This window comes from Janthinobacterium sp. GMG1 (assembly GCF_034427795.1).
Classification (GTDB): domain Bacteria; phylum Pseudomonadota; class Gammaproteobacteria; order Burkholderiales; family Burkholderiaceae_D; genus Janthinobacterium.
Window position 1 is genome coordinate 244,881 of the sequence record NZ_JAXQNT010000007.1, and the last position, 21,218, is coordinate 266,098.

21 protein-coding genes and 1 riboswitch are annotated in these 21,218 nt (G+C 62.8%); of the genes, 10 read left to right on the forward strand and 11 right to left on the reverse strand.

Annotated elements, in window-relative coordinates:
* Positions 1-45: 45 nt before the first annotated feature.
* Positions 46-2,202: a S46 family peptidase gene (locus SJI03_RS19645; RefSeq protein ID WP_416208771.1), complete on the forward strand. Its 2,157-nt coding sequence runs from the start codon at positions 46-48 to the stop codon at positions 2,200-2,202.
* A 113-nt stretch (positions 2,203-2,315) separates the two neighbouring features.
* On the forward strand, positions 2,316-2,858 hold the full coding sequence (locus SJI03_RS19650; protein ID WP_322428289.1) for a hypothetical protein: 543 nt from the start codon (positions 2,316-2,318) through the stop codon (positions 2,856-2,858).
* Between the two features lie 11 nt (positions 2,859-2,869).
* On the opposite strand, the gene SJI03_RS19655 is transcribed toward SJI03_RS19650, so the two are convergent.
* From SJI03_RS19655 to SJI03_RS19665, 3 genes are all read right to left on the reverse strand, one after another.
* Complete coding sequence (locus SJI03_RS19655) at positions 2,870-3,379, reverse strand: hypothetical protein (RefSeq protein ID WP_322428290.1); 510 nt, start codon at positions 3,377-3,379, stop codon at positions 2,870-2,872.
* A 241-nt stretch (positions 3,380-3,620) separates the two neighbouring features.
* Positions 3,621-4,061, reverse strand: a complete 441-nt coding sequence (locus SJI03_RS19660) for a class I SAM-dependent methyltransferase (RefSeq protein ID WP_322428291.1) — start codon at positions 4,059-4,061, stop codon at positions 3,621-3,623.
* 40 nt (positions 4,062-4,101) lie between these two features.
* Complete coding sequence (locus tag SJI03_RS19665) at positions 4,102-4,737, reverse strand: TetR/AcrR family transcriptional regulator (RefSeq protein ID WP_322428292.1); 636 nt, start codon at positions 4,735-4,737, stop codon at positions 4,102-4,104.
* A gap of 67 nt (positions 4,738-4,804) precedes the next feature.
* On the opposite strand from SJI03_RS19665, the gene SJI03_RS19670 reads away from it, so the two are divergent.
* The 3 genes from SJI03_RS19670 to SJI03_RS19680 all read left to right on the forward strand — a co-directional run bounded on the left by SJI03_RS19670 (position 4,805) and on the right by SJI03_RS19680 (position 6,557).
* Positions 4,805-5,323 carry a DUF2867 domain-containing protein gene (locus SJI03_RS19670; protein WP_322428293.1) on the forward strand — a complete coding sequence of 173 codons (519 nt, stop codon included), beginning with the start codon at positions 4,805-4,807 and terminating at the stop codon, positions 5,321-5,323.
* 74 nt (positions 5,324-5,397) lie between these two features.
* A complete protein-coding gene (pnuC, locus tag SJI03_RS19675) occupies positions 5,398-6,009 on the forward strand; it encodes a nicotinamide riboside transporter PnuC (protein WP_322428294.1) in 612 nt (203 codons plus the stop codon).
* Positions 6,009-6,557: an ATP-binding protein gene (locus tag SJI03_RS19680; RefSeq protein ID WP_322428353.1), complete on the forward strand. Its 549-nt coding sequence runs from the start codon at positions 6,009-6,011 to the stop codon at positions 6,555-6,557. Before pnuC ends, SJI03_RS19680 begins: the two co-directional genes overlap by 1 nt.
* On the opposite strand, the gene SJI03_RS19685 is transcribed toward SJI03_RS19680, so the two are convergent.
* Together SJI03_RS19685 and SJI03_RS19690 are read right to left on the reverse strand one after the other, a co-directional pair.
* Positions 6,554-8,719 carry a TonB-dependent siderophore receptor gene (locus SJI03_RS19685; protein WP_322428295.1) on the reverse strand — a complete coding sequence of 722 codons (2,166 nt, stop codon included), beginning with the start codon at positions 8,717-8,719 and terminating at the stop codon, positions 6,554-6,556. The genes SJI03_RS19680 and SJI03_RS19685 overlap by 4 nt on opposite strands.
* 85 nt (positions 8,720-8,804) lie before the next feature.
* Positions 8,805-8,902, reverse strand: a riboswitch (TPP riboswitch).
* A 66-nt stretch (positions 8,903-8,968) separates the two neighbouring features.
* Positions 8,969-10,126, reverse strand: coding sequence for an iron-containing alcohol dehydrogenase (locus tag SJI03_RS19690; RefSeq protein ID WP_322428296.1), 1,158 nt, complete (start codon positions 10,124-10,126; stop codon positions 8,969-8,971).
* A 142-nt stretch (positions 10,127-10,268) separates the two neighbouring features.
* Here SJI03_RS19690 and SJI03_RS19695 point away from each other — a divergent pair, with 142 nt between their 5' ends.
* Together SJI03_RS19695 and SJI03_RS19700 are read left to right on the forward strand one after the other, a co-directional pair.
* Complete coding sequence (locus SJI03_RS19695) at positions 10,269-10,574, forward strand: hypothetical protein (RefSeq protein ID WP_035827789.1); 306 nt, start codon at positions 10,269-10,271, stop codon at positions 10,572-10,574.
* 125 nt (positions 10,575-10,699) lie between these two features.
* On the forward strand, positions 10,700-11,179 hold the full coding sequence (locus tag SJI03_RS19700; RefSeq protein ID WP_099378339.1) for an Imm26 family immunity protein: 480 nt from the start codon (positions 10,700-10,702) through the stop codon (positions 11,177-11,179).
* A 44-nt stretch (positions 11,180-11,223) separates the two neighbouring features.
* Here SJI03_RS19700 and SJI03_RS19705 read toward each other — a convergent pair whose 3' ends face one another.
* Positions 11,224-12,582 carry a sensor histidine kinase gene (locus tag SJI03_RS19705; RefSeq protein ID WP_322428297.1) on the reverse strand — a complete coding sequence of 453 codons (1,359 nt, stop codon included), beginning with the start codon at positions 12,580-12,582 and terminating at the stop codon, positions 11,224-11,226.
* A 13-nt stretch (positions 12,583-12,595) separates the two neighbouring features.
* Positions 12,596-13,297: a two-component system response regulator OmpR gene (gene ompR / locus SJI03_RS19710; RefSeq protein ID WP_223278807.1), complete on the reverse strand. Its 702-nt coding sequence runs from the start codon at positions 13,295-13,297 to the stop codon at positions 12,596-12,598.
* Positions 13,298-13,561: 264 nt separating this feature from the next.
* Here ompR and SJI03_RS19715 point away from each other — a divergent pair, with 264 nt between their 5' ends.
* Positions 13,562-13,951: a hypothetical protein gene (locus tag SJI03_RS19715; RefSeq protein WP_099378341.1), complete on the forward strand. Its 390-nt coding sequence runs from the start codon at positions 13,562-13,564 to the stop codon at positions 13,949-13,951.
* A gap of 151 nt (positions 13,952-14,102) precedes the next feature.
* On the forward strand, positions 14,103-15,962 hold the full coding sequence (locus SJI03_RS19720; RefSeq protein WP_322428298.1) for a flagellar assembly protein A: 1,860 nt from the start codon (positions 14,103-14,105) through the stop codon (positions 15,960-15,962).
* Here the strand turns inward: SJI03_RS19720 and arfB are convergent, their stop codons facing one another.
* Entirely contained in the window at positions 15,963-16,361 is a 399-nt protein-coding gene (arfB, locus tag SJI03_RS19725) for an alternative ribosome rescue aminoacyl-tRNA hydrolase ArfB (protein WP_034749850.1), read from the reverse strand.
* Between the two features lie 194 nt (positions 16,362-16,555).
* Between arfB and SJI03_RS19730 the strand changes: the two genes are divergently transcribed.
* Complete coding sequence (locus SJI03_RS19730) at positions 16,556-17,038, forward strand: chemotaxis protein CheW (protein ID WP_322428299.1); 483 nt, start codon at positions 16,556-16,558, stop codon at positions 17,036-17,038.
* Between the two features lie 39 nt (positions 17,039-17,077).
* Here the strand turns inward: SJI03_RS19730 and SJI03_RS19735 are convergent, their stop codons facing one another.
* Genes SJI03_RS19735 through dapE form a run of 3 tightly spaced genes read right to left on the reverse strand, consistent with a single transcriptional unit; the run spans position 17,078 to position 21,207 of the window.
* Positions 17,078-19,075 (reverse strand): ATP-binding cassette domain-containing protein, encoded by a 1,998-nt coding sequence (locus tag SJI03_RS19735; RefSeq protein WP_322428300.1) that lies wholly within the window; start codon positions 19,073-19,075, stop codon positions 17,078-17,080.
* A 48-nt stretch (positions 19,076-19,123) separates the two neighbouring features.
* Positions 19,124-20,014, reverse strand: coding sequence for a 50S ribosomal protein L3 N(5)-glutamine methyltransferase (prmB, locus tag SJI03_RS19740; protein ID WP_166448008.1), 891 nt, complete (start codon positions 20,012-20,014; stop codon positions 19,124-19,126).
* A 56-nt stretch (positions 20,015-20,070) separates the two neighbouring features.
* Positions 20,071-21,207 (reverse strand): succinyl-diaminopimelate desuccinylase, encoded by a 1,137-nt coding sequence (gene dapE / locus SJI03_RS19745; protein WP_322428301.1) that lies wholly within the window; start codon positions 21,205-21,207, stop codon positions 20,071-20,073.
* Positions 21,208-21,218 lie beyond the last annotated feature (11 nt).

The window sequence follows — 21,218 nt, forward strand, 5'->3', positions numbered from 1 at the left end:
CTGGACAGGCTATACTTTCGCCTGCTTTTTATGGAGGAGCAAATCTTGTTCAAGACAATCGTTTTACCAGTCGCCTTGATGGGCGCGTTCGCCGGCGCACACGCCGACGAAGGGCAGTGGCAACCACACCAGCTGCCACAGCTGAAAGCCGAACTGAAACGGGTCGGCATCGAAATTCCTGCAGAAAAACTGGCTGACCTGAGCAAGCACCCGATGAGCGCCATCGTGTCGCTGGGCGGCTGCTCGGCCGCTTTCGTTTCCGACGCCGGCCTGGTGGTGACGAACCACCATTGCGCGTATGGCGCCGTGCAGCGCAATTCCACGCCGGAACACAATTACATCACCAACGGCTTCCTGGCCAAGACGCGCGCCGCAGAGCTGCCGGGCGGTCCGAACAGCCTCGTGTATGTGACGGACAAAGTGGAAAACGTCAGCGAGCGCGTGCTGAAAGGCTTGACGGACGACATGAGCGGCCGCGCGCGCCACGAAGCCGTGGAAAAGCGCGTCAAGGACCTGATCGCCGAATGCGAAACGGACAAGATGTACCGCTGCTCCGTGCCCGCCTTCCACCGCGGCCTCGAGTACTACCGCATCCGCCAGATGATGATACGCGACGTGCGCCTCGTGTACGCGCCATCGGACAAGATCGGCAACTTCGGCGGCGACATCGACAACTACGAATGGCCGCGCCATACGGGCGATTACTCGTTCCTGCGCGCCTACGTGGGCAAGGATGGCCGTCCGGCCGACCCGTCGCCCGACAACGTGCCGTACAAATCGAAGGATTTCCTGGTGGTCTCGGCCGAAGGCTTGAAAGCCGGTGACGGCATCTTGCTGGCGGGCTACCCCGGCCGTACCAGCCGCTACAAGCTGCCGGCGGAAATCCGTTTCGCGCGCGATACGGCCTTCCCCCTGAAAGTGTCGGAACTGCAAGCCGACCTGGCCGTGATGGCTGACGTGACGAATGGCGACGCGGCCGCTGCCGTGCGCTATGCGAGTGTCGTGAAAAGCATCAACAACGTGCTGAAGAAAACCCAGGGCTTGCTCGACGGTTTCGCGCGCAAGGATATCGCCGCCATCAAGGATGTGCAGGATGCCGAGTTCCGCGCCTGGTACGCCAAGCAGCCGAACGTGTCGCCTACCCTGCTGGCCGAACTGGACGCGGCCATCGCCAGCGACATGGCCCTCAGCGAAGAAGAGTTCGCCTGGAGCGTGGCCACCAACAGCGACTTGCTGAAAAGCGCGCGCACCCTCTACCGTTTGTCGCTGGAGCGCCAGAAAGCGGATGCCGAGCGCGAATCGGGCTTCCAGCAGCGCGACCTGGCCTTCATCAAGGCCCGCCTGACCCGCCTGGAGCAGTCGTACGTCAACAAGGTCGACCAAGCACGTTTTGAAGCTGGCCTGAAGCGTTACGCGCAACTGGCGGCGAAGAGCCATCCGCAAGGCCTGGACGCGCTGCTGCCGGCCCCAGGCGCCGTGGCGGCCCTGTACCAGCAGACGCAGCTGGCTGACACGGCCAAGCGTCTGGCCTGGCTGGAAAAGGACCAGGCCGCCGTTGCCCAGTCCGACGACGCCTTCATGGCGCTGGCCATCAAGCTGCAGCCGGTCGAGGCGGCGCTGGAAGAGCGCCGCAAGGAAATCGACGGCAACCTCGAACGCGTGATTCCGCAATACATGCAAGCCGTGATCGCGTGGAAGAAATCGCAAGGCAAGCCCGTCTATCCTGACGCCAACTCGACCCTGCGCGTCACCTACGGCACGGTCTCGCCGTACTCGCCGCGCGACGGTCTCAGCAAGGGACCGTTCACGACCGTGGAAGGCATCGTCGAGAAAGTCACGGGCAAGGCCCCGTTCGAAGCCCCGCAAGGCTTGATCGACGCCGTCAAGCAAAAACGCTACGGCCAGTTCCGCGATCCGGCCCTGGGCACGGTACCCGTCAACTTCCTCACCAGCGCCGACACCACGGGCGGCAATTCCGGCTCGGCCGTGATGAACAAGCGTGGCGAACTGATCGGCCTGAACTTCGATTCGACGTATGAATCGATCACCAAGGACTGGTACTTCGACACAGCCATCACGCGCGCCATCCACCTCGACATCCGCTACATGCTGTGGGTGATGAAGGAAGTGGACCACGCGGATAATTTGCTGCAGGAAATGACGATCAAGTATCCGAAGCCAGCGAAAGCTGCGAAGAAGTAAGCTTGACTTTGCGCTAGCGCAAAGCCGCATCCGCCGCACGGCCGATGCGGCTTTTTTGCGGCGGCGCCACGTATAATTCCTATCCCTCTTTATTCTTTTCCGACAGGCCCGCCATGCCCCTGACTCCCGCTTCACCACTTGACTGGCAAACGTTTGAAACGGCATACGCTGTCGAAGAAACCTGGTTCAAGCTAGCCAGCGCATCGCTGGCAGTGCTGGGCGCCTCCCCATTCAAGGATCAGGCATTTTCAGCCTTTGCCTTCAACGCCGTTTCATTCCCGTCCCTTTCGCTGAGCTTTGACACCGATCCCGACAACAAGGAACACGATGCTTACCCTCCGGACTGGTCGAACGAGTGCATGGAAGTCGACGTGCCGGCAATCGGCCAGCTGTGGGAAGAGGGCCATGCCAGCATCGAAGCTGCGCTGAGCGAGCTGTTCGACGCTGCCGGGGACGAGCAGCTCGACGCTATCGAAGAGGGCTATCTGCACAGCCTGAGGAAAACGATGGTGCGGCTTGAAACGAGCCATGCTTTCGAGCAAATCAAGACCTGTGCGCGATTCTGGACCGTGGTCACGCAAGTCGATGCCGATACGGATGAAGAGGAGCGCCTGCTCGACCAGGTGCGGCTGGCGGCATTGAGCAGCCATGCATGACGGGCTGACTGCTATATCAGGGCTTTCCAGGCCCTGACTTCCGCGTCTGTGAGCACCGGCCCCCAGCCGCCGCGCAGCGCCGCATCGTGCTGTGCATAGTGCGCAAGCTGCGGCACGGCCACGTCATGCCTGGCACAGATATCAAGGACGGCTTCCAGCTGCAGCTGGCTGGCCGGAAGGTCGTCGCCATACCAGCTACAGGCGCTCGTTTCCAGCACATGCTGAACAAGTTCCTCCAGTGTGCCTAGCAGGTGGCCCGGCAATGCCATGCGGAGGTCGTCCGGCCAGGGATCGCCCATGCCGTTCACAGCCAGGGAAGCAAAGCCGCGTTCCCAGGCTGCAAAATCCCCAGGCGCGACCTGCGCCACTTTCCACACGTGTTCGGTGAATGCGGACAGGGCCGGATGGTGAAGGGCATGCTGCTGGCAAAAGCGTTGCAGGCACGTGAGCGCAATGCATTGCCTGGCAATCACGGAGAGCGTGTGTATCGATATATTGTGCATAAATTGATGACGTTTCAAAAATAATGGCTAGATTCGGCTGACTGCGCGCCGTGCCAGCTCCCTGGCGCATGCTGCTTCAGCTTGAATCATTTCTCAAAAACAAGCCAGGACCAGCTTACTCCCGCCTGGCGATTTTGCGGCTGAACGGACGGCGCCGGCGTATTCAGTATCACTTTGAGCTGATGTCGCATCGCGAGCTCTGCCGTTTCATTGGCAGATACATCAAAGATGCGACGGCCTTCAGGGGCTGGTCCATGCCTCAGGAGATGACGAGTATTGCGCCGGGCTTGAGTAATGTGCTGATATTGCCCATCGCCTCCATTCTTTCTTCCGCTGCCAGATGCATCCAGACGGCCGCAACGACAATCAGGTCATACCCGGTTTGGCGCGCGCCTATCGCAGACAGGGAGGGCAGACTATCGTTCACCCATTCGATGTTGGCCGGGGCATGCGCCTTCATGCCTGCTTCGCGGAAGGCGGCAACGGGCTCAAGCGCGATCACTGTGTGCCCCAGGCTTGCCAGGCACGCCGCGTCGCCGCCTGTCCCGGCGCCGATGTCGAGCACACTGCATGCTCGCGTCGGCAAGAGATGAACAACGGGGCGGTACTTCTCCAGGAAGGCAACGCTTTCGTATCGGGCGATGAGCTGCCCTGCATTTTCTGCATAGCCCTCGGTGCCCGGAACGGTGGATGGTTCCATGGGATGTTGCATGGTCAGCCGGCGCATCTGGCGATGGTCGTCACTGCTGTTCTCCCGCTTGCTGATGCGCTTGCCGCAGTGCCTCCACCGGCAACTGGAAAAAGCGCGGCACCATCGCGGGCGATAGATCGTCGCCGCCGTCCGCCATGGCCAGGCGGCCGCTCAGCAGCAGCATCACGTAGCCGTGGCCCAGCGACCAGCCGGCGCTGGCGGCGGCCTTGTCCCAGCGCGCATCGAGGCCCGCTTCGCACACGGCGGCGCCGGCCGTCTGCAGCACGTACTGGAAGCACGCCTGCGCCGCTTCCAGCAGGGCGGGGAACTGGCGCACGTCCTGGTGTTCGAACATCAGCCGGTAGTGGGCCGGTGCAGCCAGGGCGAATTCGATATATTGCTGGCCCAGCAGCTGGAAACGTTGTTCGGAGGGCAGGCTGCCCGGCGGCGGCAGTTCTGCCTCCCACTTGGCGATCAGGCTGGCGAAACCGGCCGCCGCCACGTCGGCCAGCAAGGCTTCCTTGCTGGGAAAGTGACGGTACACGGCGGCGATCGACACGCCCACCGTGCGCGCCAGTTCGCGCAGCGATAGGGTGGCGTCGTGCTGCTGCGCCAGTTGCGCGATGGTGGCGGCGACCAAGGTGTCGCGCAGGTTGCCGTGATGGTAAGTACTTGTGCTTGTCATGCTATGTTATCGCTGTTCACATTGTCGTGTATGATGCTCATGTTATCACTGAACACATGGAGAGCACATGCAAGAGATGAACAACGCTGTACGCGCCGTGGCCTTGCCGCCCGGCGCCAGCATCGCCCCCCTGTACCCAGGCAGCAACCTGGCCGACGCGTATGCCGTCGACCTGCCGACCGCGCAGGCGCGCCAGATGGACATGGAAAGCCTGGCGCGCGTGCTGCTGGGCAGCCAGCCGGGCTGGGCGCGCAAGCTGATGGTGGTGCGCGACGCCATCGTGGCGCGCTTCGGCATCCGCACGGCCAGGCAGATGGAAGCCCGGCCAGGCAAGCGCATCGGTATCTTCCGCATCTTTGCCGTCAGTGACGATGAAATCATCGTGGGCGAGGATGACAGCCACCTGGATTTCCGCCTGTCGGTGCTGCGCAACCGCGATGCGGGACCGCATGGCAGCGTCACCATGTCCAGCGTCGTGCATTGCCATAATGGGGTGGGGCGCGCCTACATTCTGGTGATCCGGCCTTTCCACAAGCTGATCGTGCAGCGTTCGCTGGCGCGCGCCGTCAAGGGCGGCTTCGCCTAAGCGCACTGAGCAGGCAATCTTGCTTATTCAGGGCTGGTATTGCATACTGCACCACCAGCCTCATCACGATTCCCATGAACGATACGCTTCTCCTGCTGGGTTTTGCCACCACGCCGCTTGAACTGATTTCCTTTGTCCTGGCACTGACAACCGTTGCGCTGAACATCCGCCAGAATCACTGGGCGTGGCTGTTCGCCATCATTTCCTCGGCCGCCTACGGTTTCGTGTTTTTCGAGTCGCGCCTGTATGGCGACATGGCCTTGCAGCTGCTGTTCATCAGCGTCTCGTTCTGGGGCTGGTACCAGTGGCTGCATCCGGCCAGCGGCGGCAAGACCCTGCCCGTCACGCGCCTCGATGGCCGCGGCTGGATGGCTTGCGCCGCAGGCTGGCTGGTCGGCTTCCTGCTGATCGCCTGGCTGCTGACGACGACGGACACGGACGTGCCCCATGCGGATGGTTTCCTCACGGCAGGCAGCCTGGTGGGGCAATTCCTGCTGTCGCGCAAGAAACTGGAAAACTGGATCGCCTGGATCGTCGTCGACGTGCTGTATGTGTGGCTGTACCTGCACAAGGGCCTGACCCTGACGGCCTTGCTGTACGCCTTCTTCGTCGTGATGGCCATCATCGGCTTGCTGGCGTGGAAAAAATCCGCCCCGGCCGCCCCCGGCGCGATGGTCCTCAAGTGATGGGCCACTGCGTGCGCGTGGCCATCCTGGGCGCGGAATCGTCGGGCAAGTCGACCCTGGCGGCCGCCCTGGCCGAGCGCTACGGCAGCGTCTGGGTACCGGAATACTTGCGCGAATTCGTCGAGACGCAGGGCAGGGTGCCCGTTGCGGCCGACCAGTATGGCATTGCTCGCACGCAAGTTGAGCGCGAAGCGGCAGCCGCCGCGCAAGCCCGTCACTTCCTGTTTTGCGATACGACGCCGTTGATGACGGTGGTCTACAGCCGCCATTATTTCCATGGCGCCGATGCGCCGCTGGCGGCGCTGGCCGATGCCACGAAGTACGATCTGACCCTGGTGACGGCGCCCGACAGTCCCTGGGTGGCCGACGGCTTGCAGCGCGAGTCGGAAGCCGTGCGCCAGCTGATCTACCGCTACCTGATCGACGAGCTCGACGCGCGCGGCATCGCCTACCACGTGCTGCACGACAGCCTGGAGGCGCGCCTGGAACAGGCGGCGCCCTTGCTGCGGCAGGCGCTCGCTGCAGCGCCTGCTATTTCCCTCAATTAAAAATCAAACTGCGCCGAAACCTTGAACGTGCGGCTGGCGCCCGGATACAGATAGCCGTCCGATTCCGGCGTCACGTCGCGCCAGTAGAACTTGTCCGCCACGTTGTTGACGCTGGCGCGCAGCACGGCGCGCGTGCCGGCGATGCGCGTGGCCCAGGCGGCGCCCAGGTTGAACACGTTGTACGACGGCACGAAGGTCGTGTTGTTGTACTCAAACGCTTTCTTGCCCGCAAATTCCCAGCTGCCATTCACGCTCAAGCCCGCCACCTGTTGCACGGCGTAGTCCGCATGCACGGCCGCCTTGAAGGCCGGCACGTTGGGCACGCGCTTGCCGTCGAGGTCCGCATTGCCCGTGCCTGACTGCTGGCTGTTCAGGGCCGTCACGGAAGCGCCCAGGCTCAGGTTGGACGATGCCTTGCCCTGGGCCGACAATTCCAGGCCACGGTGCTGGGCCTGGCCTTCGCGCACGAAGTTATATTTTTTTGGCTGCAATTCCAGCGGCTGGTTGAATTCCAGGCCCTTGCGGATCTGGAACAGGCTGGCCGCCACCATGAAGTCCGGCGTCACATCCATTTTCACGCCGAGTTCGATTTGCTTCGAACGGCTGGGCGACAATTCCACGTTGGCGTTCTCCGCCTTGCGGTCGGCCGTGCCGCCATGTTCCATGCCCTGCGAATAGGCCGCATACACGGACAGATTGTCAAGCGGGGTGTAGACGAGCGAAACGTTGGGCAGCAGGAAATCGTGCTTGGCGCGGATTTCCGTGTCGGCCTTCAGCACATACTGGTAGCCATCGACATTGATATGGCGCAAGCCGCCATGCAGCTTCCAATTTGGCGCCAGGCTGACGATATCCTGCACGAAGACGGAGTTTTCCGTATCCTTGCGCACCAGGCGCACGGGGCCTTGCACGCCTGTCGACATGTCGACGATCTGCGGGCGGTAGATATTGCTCACGCCAGCCCAGTCGTACACGTACAGGCCGGCGCGGTCCTTGCGGCGGAAGGTTGAGACGCCGGCCGTGAATTCATTGCGCAGCGAGCCGGTGGCGAACTTGCCCTGGATCATGGCTTGCGCGCTCAGCGGCTTTTTCGTCTCGCCCAGGCTGCGGTAGTCATACACGTCGTAGTCGCCATTGCCGCAAAAGCCCGGGTACAGGTCTTGTGCGCTGCAGCCGTACGGGAAGGCCGTGTAGTCGTCGCGCTTGAACGAGTGCTGGTTGGCCGACAGGGTGGCGTGCCAGTCGTCATTGAAGGCGTACTGGAAGCGCAGGCCGATATTGCTGGTGACGGTTTCCACGGGGCGCGTCCACGGCTGCAGGTTGAGCATGGCATCGGCGCTGATGCCGGTTGGCAAAGTTGTATTGTTCAGCAGCTGGAAGCCGGGCGCCGTCGCCTGCGCCTTGTCCTGGTAGTCGGCATCGAGTTGCAGCAGGGCCTGCGGCGAAATCTGCCAGTCGAAGGCGCCGGAAATAAATTTGCGGTTGCCGTCGGCGCCCTTGATGTAGGAGCGCAGGCGCTCGGCCGCCACGTTGACGCGGTAGCCGAAGCGCGTGTCTTCCAGGCGGCCGCCCAGGTCGATGGCGCCATACAGGGTGCCCCGCTCGCGCGCTTCGACGGTGACGGTGCGCAATGGCGCGGCGGTCGGGCGCTTGACAATGAAGTCGATCACGCCGCCCGGCGCGGCCACGCCTGCCTGCAAGCCGGCCAGGCCCTTCAGCACTTCGATGCGTTCCTTGTTTTCCAGCGGAATTTGCGTGTCGCCGGGAATGGCCACGCCATCCTTGCGGTAGCTGGAATTGTTGTCGAGCTTGAAGCCGCGGATGGAAAATTGTTCCGCATAGCCGACGGCGTTGTAGGCGTCATTGATGCTGGTGTCTAGCTTGACGGCATCGCTGAGATTGCGAATTTGCAAGTCCTGCATGTCTTTTTGCGAAATGACGGTGACGGACGCCGGCGTCTGCAGCAGCGGCGCGTCGGAAAAACCGCCCACGGAGGCGCGCTTGGCGGCTGGCGCCTTGCTGGCCGTGACGACGACTTCGGCCATGCTTTGGGCCTGCGGGTCTACGGCTTCGGCGGTGTCATTTGCGGCCAGGGCGGGTGCGGCAAACGCGTGCAGGATCGCCAGGGTCAGTACAGAAACAGATAAATTCGGTGTGGACATAGATTGCTCGTGGTTCAAGCCGACTCGGTAAAGAGCACGGCAGGCTGCTTGTTCGGCTGGCGCCAACGCAGGAGCTATCAAAGGAGGGAGGTACTTTGCGCTTTCCTTCGCTGGCATTATCCAGATCAGGTACGAAGGGTATCTCTCACCCGGATGACTGCTCCAGGACCCCTAGCGAAATGACAGCTTAGCATGAACCACGGCCAGCTGTCCCGCTGGCTGACCGTTTTACAACAGTGTAGCTGGAATCTATAAACTGAGTTCCAGCACCTTGCGGCTGACGGTCGGCGTCACTTCACGCTGTTCGCCCAGCGCCGTCATGCCGTGCGCTTCGAGGGCGGAGACGACGGCGTCCACGCTGGCGTGATTCAGGCCATAGTCGGCCAGGCGCGTCTTGACGCCCATGTGGCGGAAGAAGAATTCCGTGCGCGCAATGGCCGCCTCGATGCGGCCATCCTCGTCGCCGCCGTCGAGGCCCCAGACGCGGGCCGCGTACTGCAGCAGCTTGGCGCGCTTAGCCTGCTTGCGCACGCGCAACATGCTGGGCAGGATGATGGCCAGGGTCTGTGCATGGTCAAGCTCGTACAAGGCCGTCAATTCGTGGCCGATGGCGTGCGTGGACCAGTCCTGTGGCACGCCCACGCCGATCAGGCCGTTCAAGGCCAGGGTGGCGCTCCACATCACGTTGGCGCGCACGTCGTAGTCGTCCGGGTGCGACAGCGCCTTCGGGCCTTCCTCGATCAGGGTCAATAAAATGCCTTCGGCGAAGCGGTCCTGCACGGATGCGTTCACAGGGTAGGTCAGATACTGTTCCATCACATGCGCAAACGCATCGACGACGCCATTGCCCACCTGGCGCAGCGGCAAGGTGAACGTTTTCGACGGGTCCAGCACGGAGAATTTAGGATATACCTTGCGGCTCATGAACGAGCGCTTTTCCTGCGTGGCCTTGCGCGTGATCACGGCCGAACCATTCATTTCGGAACCCGTGGCCGGCAAGGTCAATACGGTGCCGAAGGGCAGGGCGGCCTCGACGATCTTGCCGCCTTTCGCCAGGATGTCCCACGCCACGCCTTCGTGCAGGGCGGCCGCGGCGATGAACTTGGTGCCATCGACCACGGAACCGCCGCCGACGGCCAGCAGGAAATCGATGCGCTCGCTTTTCACCATGGCCACGGCCTGCATCAGGGTTTCATAGCTGGGATTGGGTTCGATGCCGGCAAATTCCAGCACCGTATGGCCGGCCAGCGCCGCCTTGACTTCATCGTAGACGCCGTTCTGCTTGATGCTGCCGCCGCCGTAGGTCATCAGGACCCGCGCCTGCGGCGGGATCAGGCTGGCGATGGCGGCGATCTGGCCCTGGCCGAAAAGGATTTGCGTCGGATTGTAAAAGTCGAAATTGAACATGGGGCTCCTGCCGCTTGGGTTTAGGCTGTTGCTGAGCCATGATTATGGCCGAACAGGTGGAAACGTGTCGTGGACGCTTGAGCTTTTCGTCCGCGCGGTGGAGAATGCAGCCGATGTCACCACCACGCGAAAAGGAATGCGCATGACCAACGTCCCACTGGAAGAATCCGGCTTGCCGGCCACCGCGCTCGACATGCACCGCGCCATCGGCGCCACCATCGCCGCACTGCAGGCGCTGGACCTGAACAGTCAGCGCTTCGAGGCGTGCACGGACCCGGAACTGCGCCGCGTGCTGGCGCATGCGGGCGACACCAGCCGCAAGGAAGCGGCCATGCTGCTTGAATGGATGCGCCGCCGCGATGCGCGCCTGGACACGGCCATGAAGGAAGCGCTGTTCAAGGCGGGGCCGATAGTTGCCCAGTATCACTATGACGAGAAAATATTGTAACTATTGGTTTGTTGCTGTGGCGTACCATGCGCCACTTTCGCCTTGCTTCGCGTAGACTGTGCCCCTAATTAAATTGAACGTCGGATAGCAGCGGCTGTCCGGTGTATTCCAGGGGGCTTTAAGAAATGAAATCATTACCATACCGAGAAGGCAGCTGGTTTGCCGTGCCCTTGCCGGGCGGCGGCTATGCCGTCGGCGTGGTGGCGCGCAGGGCGCCTGCCGGGCGCATCATGCTGGCGTATATGTTCGGGCCGAAGCGCGACAGCCTGCCCACGCTCGATGAGCTGGAAGGCTTGCGCCCGGAACAGGCCGTGCGCCGCCTGCGCACGGGCGACATGGCCCTGCTCAACGAGCGCTGGCCCCTGCTGGGTGACAGCCTCCACTGGGAGCGCGACGCCTGGCCCATGCCGGCCTTTATCCGCCGCAACGAATCCCTGCAGCGCGCCTGGCGCGCCAGCTATGCGGACGCCGACCCTGCCAAGCTGAACCGTGAAGAATCGATCCCCTTCGATACGCCGGGCATGGAAAGCGATTCCCTGTACGGCTACGGGGCGACGGAATTGCTGATGAATAAATTGCTGGCGCAGGAGCAGGCGTCGGCCTGATGACACGGGGCCAGTCCCGACGGGACTGACCCCGGCATGTCAAGTCACGCCGCTGGCAAGCTGATCTGAAACGCCAGGCCGCCGCCTTCGCGGTTGCGCACTTGCAATTCGGCGCCATGGCGCAGCAGCACGCGGTCGACGATGGCCAGGCCCAGGCCGGCGCCGTTTGCCTGCCCGCGCGCCGTGTCGAGGCGGGTGAACGGCTTCATCAGCTGCTCGATTTTTTCCGCCGGCACGCCCGTGCCATGGTCCTGTACCTCGATGATCACCTTTTTCGCGCCGTGGCTGGTGCGCACCTGGCAGGCGATGTCGATTTCCGTCACGTCGCTGCCCGGCGTCTTGCCATAGCGGCGCGCATTTTCGATCAGGTTGTTCAGCACGCGGCGCAGGTCGGTGGGGTTGCCCATCGCATGCGCGCCGTCGGCGATGCTGGCGTTGATCTTCACGTCCGGCAGGCGCATCGCTTCGCGCGTCATGTCAGTCAGCAAGCCACTGAGGTCGACGTCCGTAAAGCTCGACGCTTCCGTCGGCTTGGCATAGTCGAGGAACTGGCCGATGATGGCGTCCATTTGCCCGATGTCGGACTGGATGCCTTCACGCGCCTCGTCCGACAGGTTCGCCATTTCCACTTCCAGCTGCATGCGCGCCAGCGGCGTGCGCAAGTCGTGCGAGATACCGGCCAAAATCACGGCGCGGTCCGATTCCACCTGTTTCAGATCATCGACCATCTGGTTGAAGCTGCGGTTCGCCTCGATGATTTCGATCGGGCCCTTTTCCGGCAGCGGTGCCGGCTGCTTGCCCTTGGCGATGTCGCGCGCGGCCGCCGTCAGACGCGACAGCGGCAGATTGATCAGGCTGGAAATGATGGCCGCGCCCAGCAGGGACAGCAGGGACACCAGGCTGGCCCAGCCCAGCCATTGGAAGCCCGTCAGGCCGCGCAGGCGCTCGCGGTCCAGCATCAGCCAGTACTCGTCGTCGTCGATCTTGAAGCTGACCCAGAAGCCGGCCACGCCGTTGACGCGCGCGGAAAAGCGCGTGTCCTTGCCCAGCTTGGCCTTCACCAGCGCCTCGATGTCGGGCATCAGGTAATTGTCGGGCGGCGGCTCGATGCGGTCGTCCTCCTCCAGCGAGAAGATGCGGATGCCTTCATTGCTGACAAGGTCGAACAGCAGCTCGCGCCGCAGCTCGGGAGCCGAGTGCGTCAAGGCCGCATGCGTGATGGTGACGACGGAAATGATCTGGGCGGAAATCTGCTGCGCCTGCGGCTCGCGCTGGATGAAGGAAATCATGCTGAACCAGGCGATCATGCTGACCGTGGTCAAGGTGCCGAGCAGCAAAAAGGTGCGCCAGAACAAGCCGCTTTTCAGCCGCGCCAGGCTGATATCGGGAAAAAGCTTCATCATGCCTCGCCAGCGATCAGCGCGGCTGTCCGTCCGGGATGAAGACGTAGCCGAGGCCCCACACGGTCTGGATGAACAGCGGGCTCGACGGATCTGGCTCGATGAGTTTACGCAGGCGCGAAATTTGCACGTCCAGGCTGCGGTCGAACACTTCGTATTCGCGGCCGCGCGCCAGTTCCATCAGTTTCTCGCGTGACAGCGGCTGGCGCGCATGGCGGGCAAACACTTTCAGCACAGAAAATTCACCGGTCGTCAGCGGCACCGTTTCGCCATTCTTTTTCAGGGTACGCGTGCCCAGGTCCAGCACGAAGTCGCCGAACTCGAAGGTTTGCGGCGTTTCCGACGGCGCGCCCGGGATTTCATCGGGACCCTTGCGGCGCAGCACGGCGCCGATGCGGGCCACCAGCTCGCGCGGATTGAACGGTTTCGGCAGGTAATCGTCGGCGCCCATTTCCAGGCCCACGATGCGGTCCACGTCCTCGCCCTTGGCCGTCAGCATGATGATCGGCGTCTGGTCGCCCGCGCCGCGCAGGCGGCGGCAGATCGACAGGCCGTCTTCGCCCGGCAGCATCAGGTCGAGCACCAGCAGGTCGTAGCGTTCGCGCAGCCACAGCTTGTTCATGGCCGTCGCGCTCTCTGCCGTGAAGACATTGAAGCCCTGTTCGGTCAGATAGCGGCGCAGCAGGTCGCGCAGGCGCACATCGTCATCGACCACCATGATTTTTGCCTGGTGGCCGTGGATCGATTGCGTTGTTGTATTGCTGCCGGAAGTGGAGGTTGTGGTCATTTAGGGTGTCGTGTTATCTTATATTAGTTGCTATAGTAACGCCTCGCGCGGCGTCGGCAAGGGGCTGTGGCGACCCATTACAAAGTGTTACAAACTTTACCCAATTACTCTTACTGCACCGTGTAAAGCATCATACACTGGGGCCACAGTGGAAATCAGCTTTAAGTTTATACGGCATCGCGGAAGAGGAACTCAATGAATATCTTTACTAAAAAAATTCACGCCGCTCCCAGCGCAGCTATTGCCGCACGTACGACTGTGCTGTCCGCATTTGCCGTTTGCTCCGTGTTTGCCGCCAGCCTGGCGTCAGCGCAAAACCAGCCGCCGCCACGCCGTGACGACCAGCAGCAAATGCAGGCCCAGCGGTATGAACAGGTACAGCGCACCAGCAGCAATGATACGCGACTGCGCGAACAGCGTGACGCACGCAGTTTCGACACGCGTGCCGAAGAGCAGCGCCGCGCCAACGAAGGCGCCGATGCTTCGCGCCGCACGGGCCGCATGACGCCCGACGAACGGCGCGACCTGCGCCGCCAGATCAACGAAGTGGGCCAGGACATTTACTCGAATCCGCCGCGCCGCTAGGCAGCCGTCCCCCTCCGACAGGGCCATCTCGCAAGACATGGCCCTGTTTGCATCTGGCCGCCAACATTGTTGCTCAGTCAGGCACACGGCCCCGCCCCGTGATATTGTTCTAACGCAATGAGGCAATTCTCGGTTTTTGGGGAGGCAAGTGGTGAGCGACGACGACACACCCGTTCCGGATGCGGCCCCCGCAGGCGGCTTGCCGCACGGCCTGGTCCAGCGCGACGAGGGCGTGTTCCTGGATCTGTCGCTGGCGCCGGCGCAACTGCGCGCCGGCGTCGACCAGCTATTCCAGTCGGGCCAGTTGCTGGCCGGCCTCGATTACGGTTTGTTCCTGCTGACCCTGTTCCATGCCCCCGCACCCCGCGCCGCGCCCAAGGGCGACGCCTTGCTGCGCATCGCCGTGCGCGTGGCGCCATTCCCGCCGCCGCGCCGCGCGCTGTATAAACAAATCAAGATCCGTGGCGACAGCGCCGAGTTTTACTTTGAAACCTTGCCGGCTGACACTGATGGCCAGGTGCCGGCGCGCCGCGAGTTTGACGAGCTGGTGGCGGACTTGTGGTGCAAGGGCGTGCACTACGGCATCGATGGCACGGCCGTGCGCGCCATGCTCGCCAGCGGCAAGGCCGAGCGCATCACGGTGGCGCGGGTGCTGCCGCCGCAGCCGGGGCGCGACGCCCAGCTGGTGGAAGTGTCGCAAGGCATCCACCGCGACGATGCGCCGCGCGAACGCTCCGATGGCCGCCTGGATTTGCTCAGCTTCAAGAACCGCTTTCCGCAAGTGAAAAAACATGCGCGCCTGCTGCGCCTGCTGCCTGGTACGCCCGGCTTGCCTGGCTACGACCTGGCCGGCAAGGCGCTGCCGCCACCCGCGCCGCTGGAACTGGACTTGGCCACGGTGGCGGGGCCAGGCACGGCGGTCGAGTATTTCAGCGATGGCGCTTTCCTCGTCGCCACCCAGGATGGCTACGTGAATGTCGATGAGCACGGCAAGATGTCGATCGAAAACAAGATCGTCAGCCGCGAAGGCGTCAGCAGCCGCACGACGGGCAATCTGAAGCTGCGCGCCGCCTACGAGGAGTACGGCGAAGTGCAGGAGCAGCGCCAGCTCGACGGCAGCGACATCACCATCCATGGCGATGTGTATGGCCATCTGCACTCGCATGGCGGATTAATATGGCTACGGCGCAATCTGGTGGGCGGCACGGCCTTCAATGAACACGGCGACGTGCGGGTCGAGGGTGTCGCGTCCGGTTCCGTGCTGCAGGCGCTGAGCGGCGAAGTGCACGTGAAGCGCGCGGAAAGCTGCGTCATTGCCGGCACGCGCGTGGTGATCGACAGCGCCAGCAATTGCGAGATCATCGCCGACGAGGTCGTCATCGAACTGGCCGAAGGCTGCGCCGTGGCGGCGCGCACCATCCGCATCGGCAGCGCCGGCCCCCGCAGGCAGGTGGAAATGCTGCTGTTTCCACTCGTGCCCGACCTCAGCGCGCTGGAGCAAAAGATTGCCGAGAGCCTGGCGAAGGCAACGCAGTATCAGCAAGTGCAGCACAAGCGCCAGCAGGAAATCGATGCCATCGCGCAATTGCCCGAGGTGCGCAATTACCTGACCCTGGCGGGCCAGCTGCGGCGCGGCGAATTGCAACTGCAAGCAACGCAGCAGGTGCAGTACGACAAGCTGGCCGCGCGCATCGCTCCCGTCCTGAAAGAGGTGGCGCGCCTGCGCGTGGAGGTGAAACAGTCGGAAATCCTGCATGCGCAGATGCTGGCGCTGGTGGCGCAGCTGCGCCAGGAACGGCAGGCAACGGCGGGCCAGTCGCGCTGCACCCTGGGCCTGATCGATGGCGAGACGACGGTGCGCGCCCTGGTCGTGCCGCCCGGACCGGCCAAGGTCTACGACCGGCCGCCGAAGGAAATCAAGGCCTTGCTGCGCAGCGCCACGCCGGCCACCCAGCCCGTGTTCGCGGACAGCACGGGCAGCCTGGACTGGACGTACCAGCCACCGCCTTAATCAGTCGGTAACTTTGCCGCGTGATTGTTTCAGCACGCTGTGCGTGCTCTTGCTGTCGAGGCGGCGCCGCTGCGAGCTGCGCGTGGGCTTGGTGGCGCGGCGCACGGCGGGCAGGAAGGTCACGCTGTCGATGATTTCCTGCAAGCGCCGCAACGCTTCTTCCTTGTTCTGCTCCTGGCTACGCGACTGCTGCGCCTTGAGCACCAGCACGCCATCCTTGCTGATGCGGCTGTCGCGCAGGGCCAGCAACCGTTCCTTGTACGCTTCCGGCAGCGACGAGGCGGCGATGGGGAAGCGCAAATGGATGGCGCTGGACACCTTGTTGACGTTCTGCCCGCCCGGCCCCTGGGCGCGGATGGCGGAAAATTCAACTTCAGCGGGATTGACGAGGTGTTGCATGGCCTGCCTGTTGGGGAATGATGGGGTATTGTAAGGGAAGATGGCTGCGCCGGCGCAATGCCGGGCGGCCAGCCGATGATGTCTTCCGGGAAAGTTGATGTTTCTCAACGCCGCCTGCGGTGATGCTGGTTAGCATGGGGCCAAAGTTGCGCCACTGCGCATCCTGGCAGCGCTTACCGGACGAAAGGAACACCATGCAGCCCACGACCACGCCTGGCGCCGCAACCGCGCAATACCTGACGCAGTACTTGAGCTTCCAGCTGGGCGGCCTGGAATATGGCCTTGACTACCGCTGCGTGCGGGAATTGCGTCCGCTGAAGGAACTCGACCGTTTTTCCTCGGAAGGGGAAGTGCTGCACAGCGTGGCCGTGTCGCGCGGCGTGATCATTCCCATCGTCGACATGCGCGCCGCGTTTGGCAGCGCCCACGGCGCGCCCGATCCGGCCACCGACGTGATCATCTTGCAGCTGAGCAATGGCGTGATGGGCATGGTGGTCGATGGCGTCACCGATATCGTCAGCCTGGCGCCCGGCGACATTGCCGCCGTGCCCGGTCTGGGCGAGGCGGAAGCCGATTATCTGCTGGGCCTGGGCACGGTGGCGGGGCGCCGATTGATCCTCGTCGATATCGACCGCCTGATGGCGATCCGCAGCCCCAGCCCCATGCAGGCGGCATAAAAAAAGACGACCCGAAGGTCGTCTTGTGTCGCCGCTTGATTAACCGAGTTTTTCCAGCTGATCCTGCAGATCCAGCCATTCCGCTTCCAGCTGCGCCAGGTCCTTGGTAAAGAAGGTCTGGTCGGCCAGCAATTGCTTCAATTTCGCCTTGTTGGCGGCGTCATAGATGGTCGGCTCGCCCAGCTTGGCGTCGGTTTCCGCCTTTTGCGCATTGCGCTTGGCGATCTGCTCTTCCTGGCGCTTGATCTTGTTTTCGATCGGCTTGCGCAGGGCGGCCGTTTTCTGGCGCTCTTCCGCTTCCTTGCGCTTGTCGCGCACGGGCGCGGCAGGGGCGGCGGCTACCGGCGAAGGGACGGAAGACGTCACGGGGAAGTCGGTCTTGTTGGCCTTGCCGGCGGCCGGCAGCACGTCCGTACCCTTGCCCAGCTTGGTCTTGAACAGCCAGTCCTTGTAGTCGTCCAGGTCGCCGTCGAACGGCTGCAGCTTGCCGTCGGCAACGATGATGAATTCGTCCGTGGTGGCGCGCAGCAAGTGGCGATCATGGGACACGACGACCAAGGTGCCTTCGAACTGGGCCAGCGCTTCCGTCAGTGCTTCGCGCGTTTCCAGATCCAAGTGGTTGGTCGGTTCATCGAGCAGCAGCAGGTTCGGACGCTGCCAGACGATCAGGGCCAGCGCCAGACGGGCTTTTTCACCGCCCGAGAACGGGGCGATGGACGCGGTCACCATGTTGCCGGGGAAGTTGAAGCCGCCGAGGAAGTTGCGCAGTTCCTGCTCGCGCACGGTCGGGGCGATCTTCGCCAGATGCCACAGCGGCGATTCGTCGTGGCGCAGCATTTCCACCTGGTGCTGGGCGAAGTAGCCGATGTTGAGGCCCTTGCCCATGGTGGCGTCGCCTGTCAGCGGCATCAGTTCGCCGGCGATGGTCTTGATCAGGGTCGATTTGCCGGCGCCGTTCTGGCCCAGCAGGCCGATACGCTGGCCGATCTGCAGCGAAAACTTGATGCCGTTGACGATGGTTTTATGCGTGATTTCGCCCGTCGCTTCGTTCTCGATCTTGTAGCCCGCATCGACGTCTTCCATCACCAGCAGCGGATTTGGAGCCGACAGCGGCTCGCGGAATTCGAACGAGAATTCGGCGGCGGCGCGCAACGGCGCCAGTTCTTCCATCTTCGCCAGCGCCTTCATGCGGCTTTGCGCCTGGCGGGCCTTCGAAGCTTGCGCCTTGAAGCGGTTGACGAACGATTCCAGATGGGCACGCTTGCGCTGCTGCTTTTCCAGCGCGCCGGCGGCCAGGATCATCTGCGCCGCGCGTTGGCGTTCGAAGCTCGAATAGTTGCCCGAGTAGCGTTTCAGCTTGCGCTCGTCGATATGCACGACCACGTTGACCACTTCATCGAGGAAGTCGCGGTCATGGGAAATGATCAGCAAGGTGCCGGCGTAGCGCTTGAGCCAGTCTTCCAGCCAGATGATGGCGTCCAGATCCAGGTGATTGGTCGGTTCATCGAGCAGCAGCAGGTCGGACGGGCACATCAGCGCTTGCGCCAGGTTCAGACGCATGCGCCAGCCGCCGGAGAAACTGGCCACCGGTTGCTGCATCTGGTCCAGGGTGAAACCCAGGCCCAGCAGCAATTGCTCGCCGCGCGACTGCACGGTATACGCGTCCGCATCGGCCATGGCGCTGTAGATTTCGCCGATGGCGATGCCGTTTTCCGACGTGGCCGGCTCCGATTCCAGGCGCGCCAGTTCCGCTTCGAGTTTGCGCAGGGTGATGTCGCCATCGATCGCGTAGTCGAGCGCGGCACGGTCCAGCGGCGGCGTTTCCTGCGCCACGTAAGCCACGCGCCACTTGGCCGGGAAATCGATCTCGCCCTGGTCAGGGTGCAATTCGCCACGCATCATGGCGAACAGGCTCGATTTGCCCGCGCCATTGGCGCCGATCAGGCCGATCTTGTCGCCCGGATTGAGGGTGACATCGACTTGTTCGAGCAACGGTTTGATGCCGCGCATCAGGCTTACTTGTAGGAAACGTATCATTTTTTTCTTTGTGTTGTAAATTAAGGCGCTGCGTGCTGAAGCCTGCGCTTACGCCAGCTTGAGCTGCTCGGCCGTCAGCAGGAAGACCATGTCGTCGCCGGCGCTCGTCGTCAGCCAGGTCAGGCCCAGCTCGCCGAAGGCCGCTTCCGCGTACTCGCGTTCGTTGCCGATTTCAATCATCAGGATGCCGTCGTCCGTCAGGCGTTCGGCCGCGCCGGCGATGATCTTGCGCACCAGGTCCATGCCGTCGCTGCCGCCGTCGAGGGCGATTTGCGGTTCCGCCAGGTATTCCTGGGGCAGGGCGCCCATCGACGCGGAATTCACGTATGGCGGGTTGCTGATGATCAAATCATATTTCTTGGCCGGCACGTTCGTGTACAGGTCCGATTCGATCAGGGTGACGCGGTCCTGCAGTTTGTACGTGTCGACGTTGCGCTTGGCCACGGCCAGCGCGTCGGCGGAAATGTCCACGGCATCGACGGCGGCGTTCGGGAAGGCGTCGGCCATCATGATGGATAGGCAGCCCGAGCCGGTGCACAGTTCCAGGATGTTTTCCACGGCTTCCGGTTCCGCCACCCATGGCGAAAAGTATTCAGGGATCAGCTCGGCGATGAAGGAGCGGGGCACGATCACGCGCTCGTCGACGTAGAAGTTATACGTACCCAGCCAGCCTTCCTTGGTGATGTAGGCGGCCGGCACGCGGTCGATGCTGCGGCGGTCGATGACGCTCATCACGCTGGCCACTTCCGACGGCAGTAGTTTGGCGTCGAGGAAGGGTTCGAGCTTGTCGAGCGGCAACTTCAACGTGTGCAGGATCAGATAAGCCGCTTCGTCGAACGCTTCGGCGCTGCCGTGGCCGAAAAACAGCTTGGCGGTATTAAAACGGGTAACGGCGTAGCGCAGCAGGTCGCGTGGCGTGGAAAACGGGTTCGGGGTCATGGCATTCTCGAAAAGACGGTGTTCTGGCCCGCCGTGACGGGCCTCGGTATTCTGGTTCAGACGGGCAGCAAATGCTCCAGCGTGCGCCGGTAAATATTCTTCAGGGGATCGATGTGGCGCAGTTCGATGTGCTCGTCGATCTTGTGAATACTGGCATTGGGCGGCCCGAATTCTATCACTTGGGGGCAGATTTGCGCGATAAACCGGCCATCCGAGGTGCCGCCCGTGGTCGACAGCTCCGTCGTGAGGCCCGTTTCTTCCAGGATCGCGGACGACAGCGCATCGGAGAGGGTGCCGCGCGGCGTGAGGAAGGGCAGGCCGCTCAGGGTCCATTGCAAAGCGTATTGCAAATCATGCTTGTCGAGGATGGCGTGCACCCGCTCCTGCAGGTTTTCCGCCGTGCTTGCCGTGGAAAAGCGGAAATTGAAATCGATCACCATGTCGCCGGGAATCACGTTATTCGCGCCCGTGCCCGCGTTGATATTCGACATTTGCCAAGAGGTCGGCAGGTAATACTCGTTGCCCGCATCCCATTTCTCTTCGACCAGGTCGGCCAGCGCCTGCGCCGCTTCGTGAATCGGATTCTTTGCCAGGTGCGGGTAGGCGATATGGCCTTGCACGCCCTTGATCGTCAGCCGGCCCGACAGCGAACCGCGGCGGCCGTTCTTGATCATGTCGCCCAGCTGCGCGCTCGAGGTCGGCTCGCCCACCAGGCAATAGTCGATCTGCTCGCCCCGCGCTTTCAATTTCTCGCAGACGATGACGGTGCCATCCGTGGCCGGGCCTTCTTCGTCGCTGGTGATCAAAAAGGCGATCGAACCCGTGTGATTGGGCGTGGCGGCAATGAATTCCTCGCAGGCGACCACCATGGCGGCGATCGAGGTCTTCATGTCGGCCGCGCCACGGCCGTACAGCTTGCCGTCGCGGTGCGTGGGAATGAAGGGCAGCGAACGCCATTGCTCGACGGGGCCGGTGGGCACCACGTCCGTATGGCCGGCAAAGACGAATACGGGCGATGTCGTGCCACGGCGCGCCCACAGATTGGTGACGTCGTTCGACTGTATCGTTTCGCAGACAAAGCCCAGCGGCGTGAGGAGGTCGATCAGGTGCTGCTGGCAGCCCTTGTCGTCGGGCGTGACCGAAGACAGGGCGATCAGTTTTTCGGTCAGGGCGAGGGTTTTGGAGGTGGTCATGGGTATGGTCG

What these genes read in the sequence shown, in the direction of transcription:
- SJI03_RS19650 (WP_322428289.1), top strand. Translation starts at nt 2,316, where the DNA reads ATGCCCCTGACTCCCGCTTCACCACTTGACTGGCAAACGTTTGAAACG.
- SJI03_RS19660 (WP_322428291.1), bottom strand. Translation starts at nt 4,061, where the DNA reads ATGGAACCATCCACCGTTCCGGGCACCGAGGGCTATGCAGAAAATGCA.
- SJI03_RS19665 (WP_322428292.1), bottom strand. Translation starts at nt 4,737, where the DNA reads ATGACAAGCACAAGTACTTACCATCACGGCAACCTGCGCGACACCTTG.
- SJI03_RS19670 (WP_322428293.1), top strand. Translation starts at nt 4,805, where the DNA reads ATGCAAGAGATGAACAACGCTGTACGCGCCGTGGCCTTGCCGCCCGGC.
- pnuC (WP_322428294.1), top strand. Translation starts at nt 5,398, where the DNA reads ATGAACGATACGCTTCTCCTGCTGGGTTTTGCCACCACGCCGCTTGAA.
- SJI03_RS19680 (WP_322428353.1), top strand. Translation starts at nt 6,009, where the DNA reads ATGGGCCACTGCGTGCGCGTGGCCATCCTGGGCGCGGAATCGTCGGGC.
- SJI03_RS19685 (WP_322428295.1), bottom strand. Translation starts at nt 8,719, where the DNA reads ATGTCCACACCGAATTTATCTGTTTCTGTACTGACCCTGGCGATCCTG.
- SJI03_RS19690 (WP_322428296.1), bottom strand. Translation starts at nt 10,126, where the DNA reads ATGTTCAATTTCGACTTTTACAATCCGACGCAAATCCTTTTCGGCCAG.
- SJI03_RS19695 (WP_035827789.1), top strand. Translation starts at nt 10,269, where the DNA reads ATGACCAACGTCCCACTGGAAGAATCCGGCTTGCCGGCCACCGCGCTC.
- SJI03_RS19700 (WP_099378339.1), top strand. Translation starts at nt 10,700, where the DNA reads ATGAAATCATTACCATACCGAGAAGGCAGCTGGTTTGCCGTGCCCTTG.
- SJI03_RS19705 (WP_322428297.1), bottom strand. Translation starts at nt 12,582, where the DNA reads ATGATGAAGCTTTTTCCCGATATCAGCCTGGCGCGGCTGAAAAGCGGC.
- ompR (WP_223278807.1), bottom strand. Translation starts at nt 13,297, where the DNA reads ATGGTGGTCGATGACGATGTGCGCCTGCGCGACCTGCTGCGCCGCTAT.
- SJI03_RS19715 (WP_099378341.1), top strand. Translation starts at nt 13,562, where the DNA reads ATGAATATCTTTACTAAAAAAATTCACGCCGCTCCCAGCGCAGCTATT.
- arfB (WP_034749850.1), bottom strand. Translation starts at nt 16,361, where the DNA reads ATGCAACACCTCGTCAATCCCGCTGAAGTTGAATTTTCCGCCATCCGC.
- SJI03_RS19730 (WP_322428299.1), top strand. Translation starts at nt 16,556, where the DNA reads ATGCAGCCCACGACCACGCCTGGCGCCGCAACCGCGCAATACCTGACG.
- SJI03_RS19735 (WP_322428300.1), bottom strand. Translation starts at nt 19,075, where the DNA reads ATGATACGTTTCCTACAAGTAAGCCTGATGCGCGGCATCAAACCGTTG.
- prmB (WP_166448008.1), bottom strand. Translation starts at nt 20,014, where the DNA reads ATGACCCCGAACCCGTTTTCCACGCCACGCGACCTGCTGCGCTACGCC.
- dapE (WP_322428301.1), bottom strand. Translation starts at nt 21,207, where the DNA reads ATGACCACCTCCAAAACCCTCGCCCTGACCGAAAAACTGATCGCCCTG.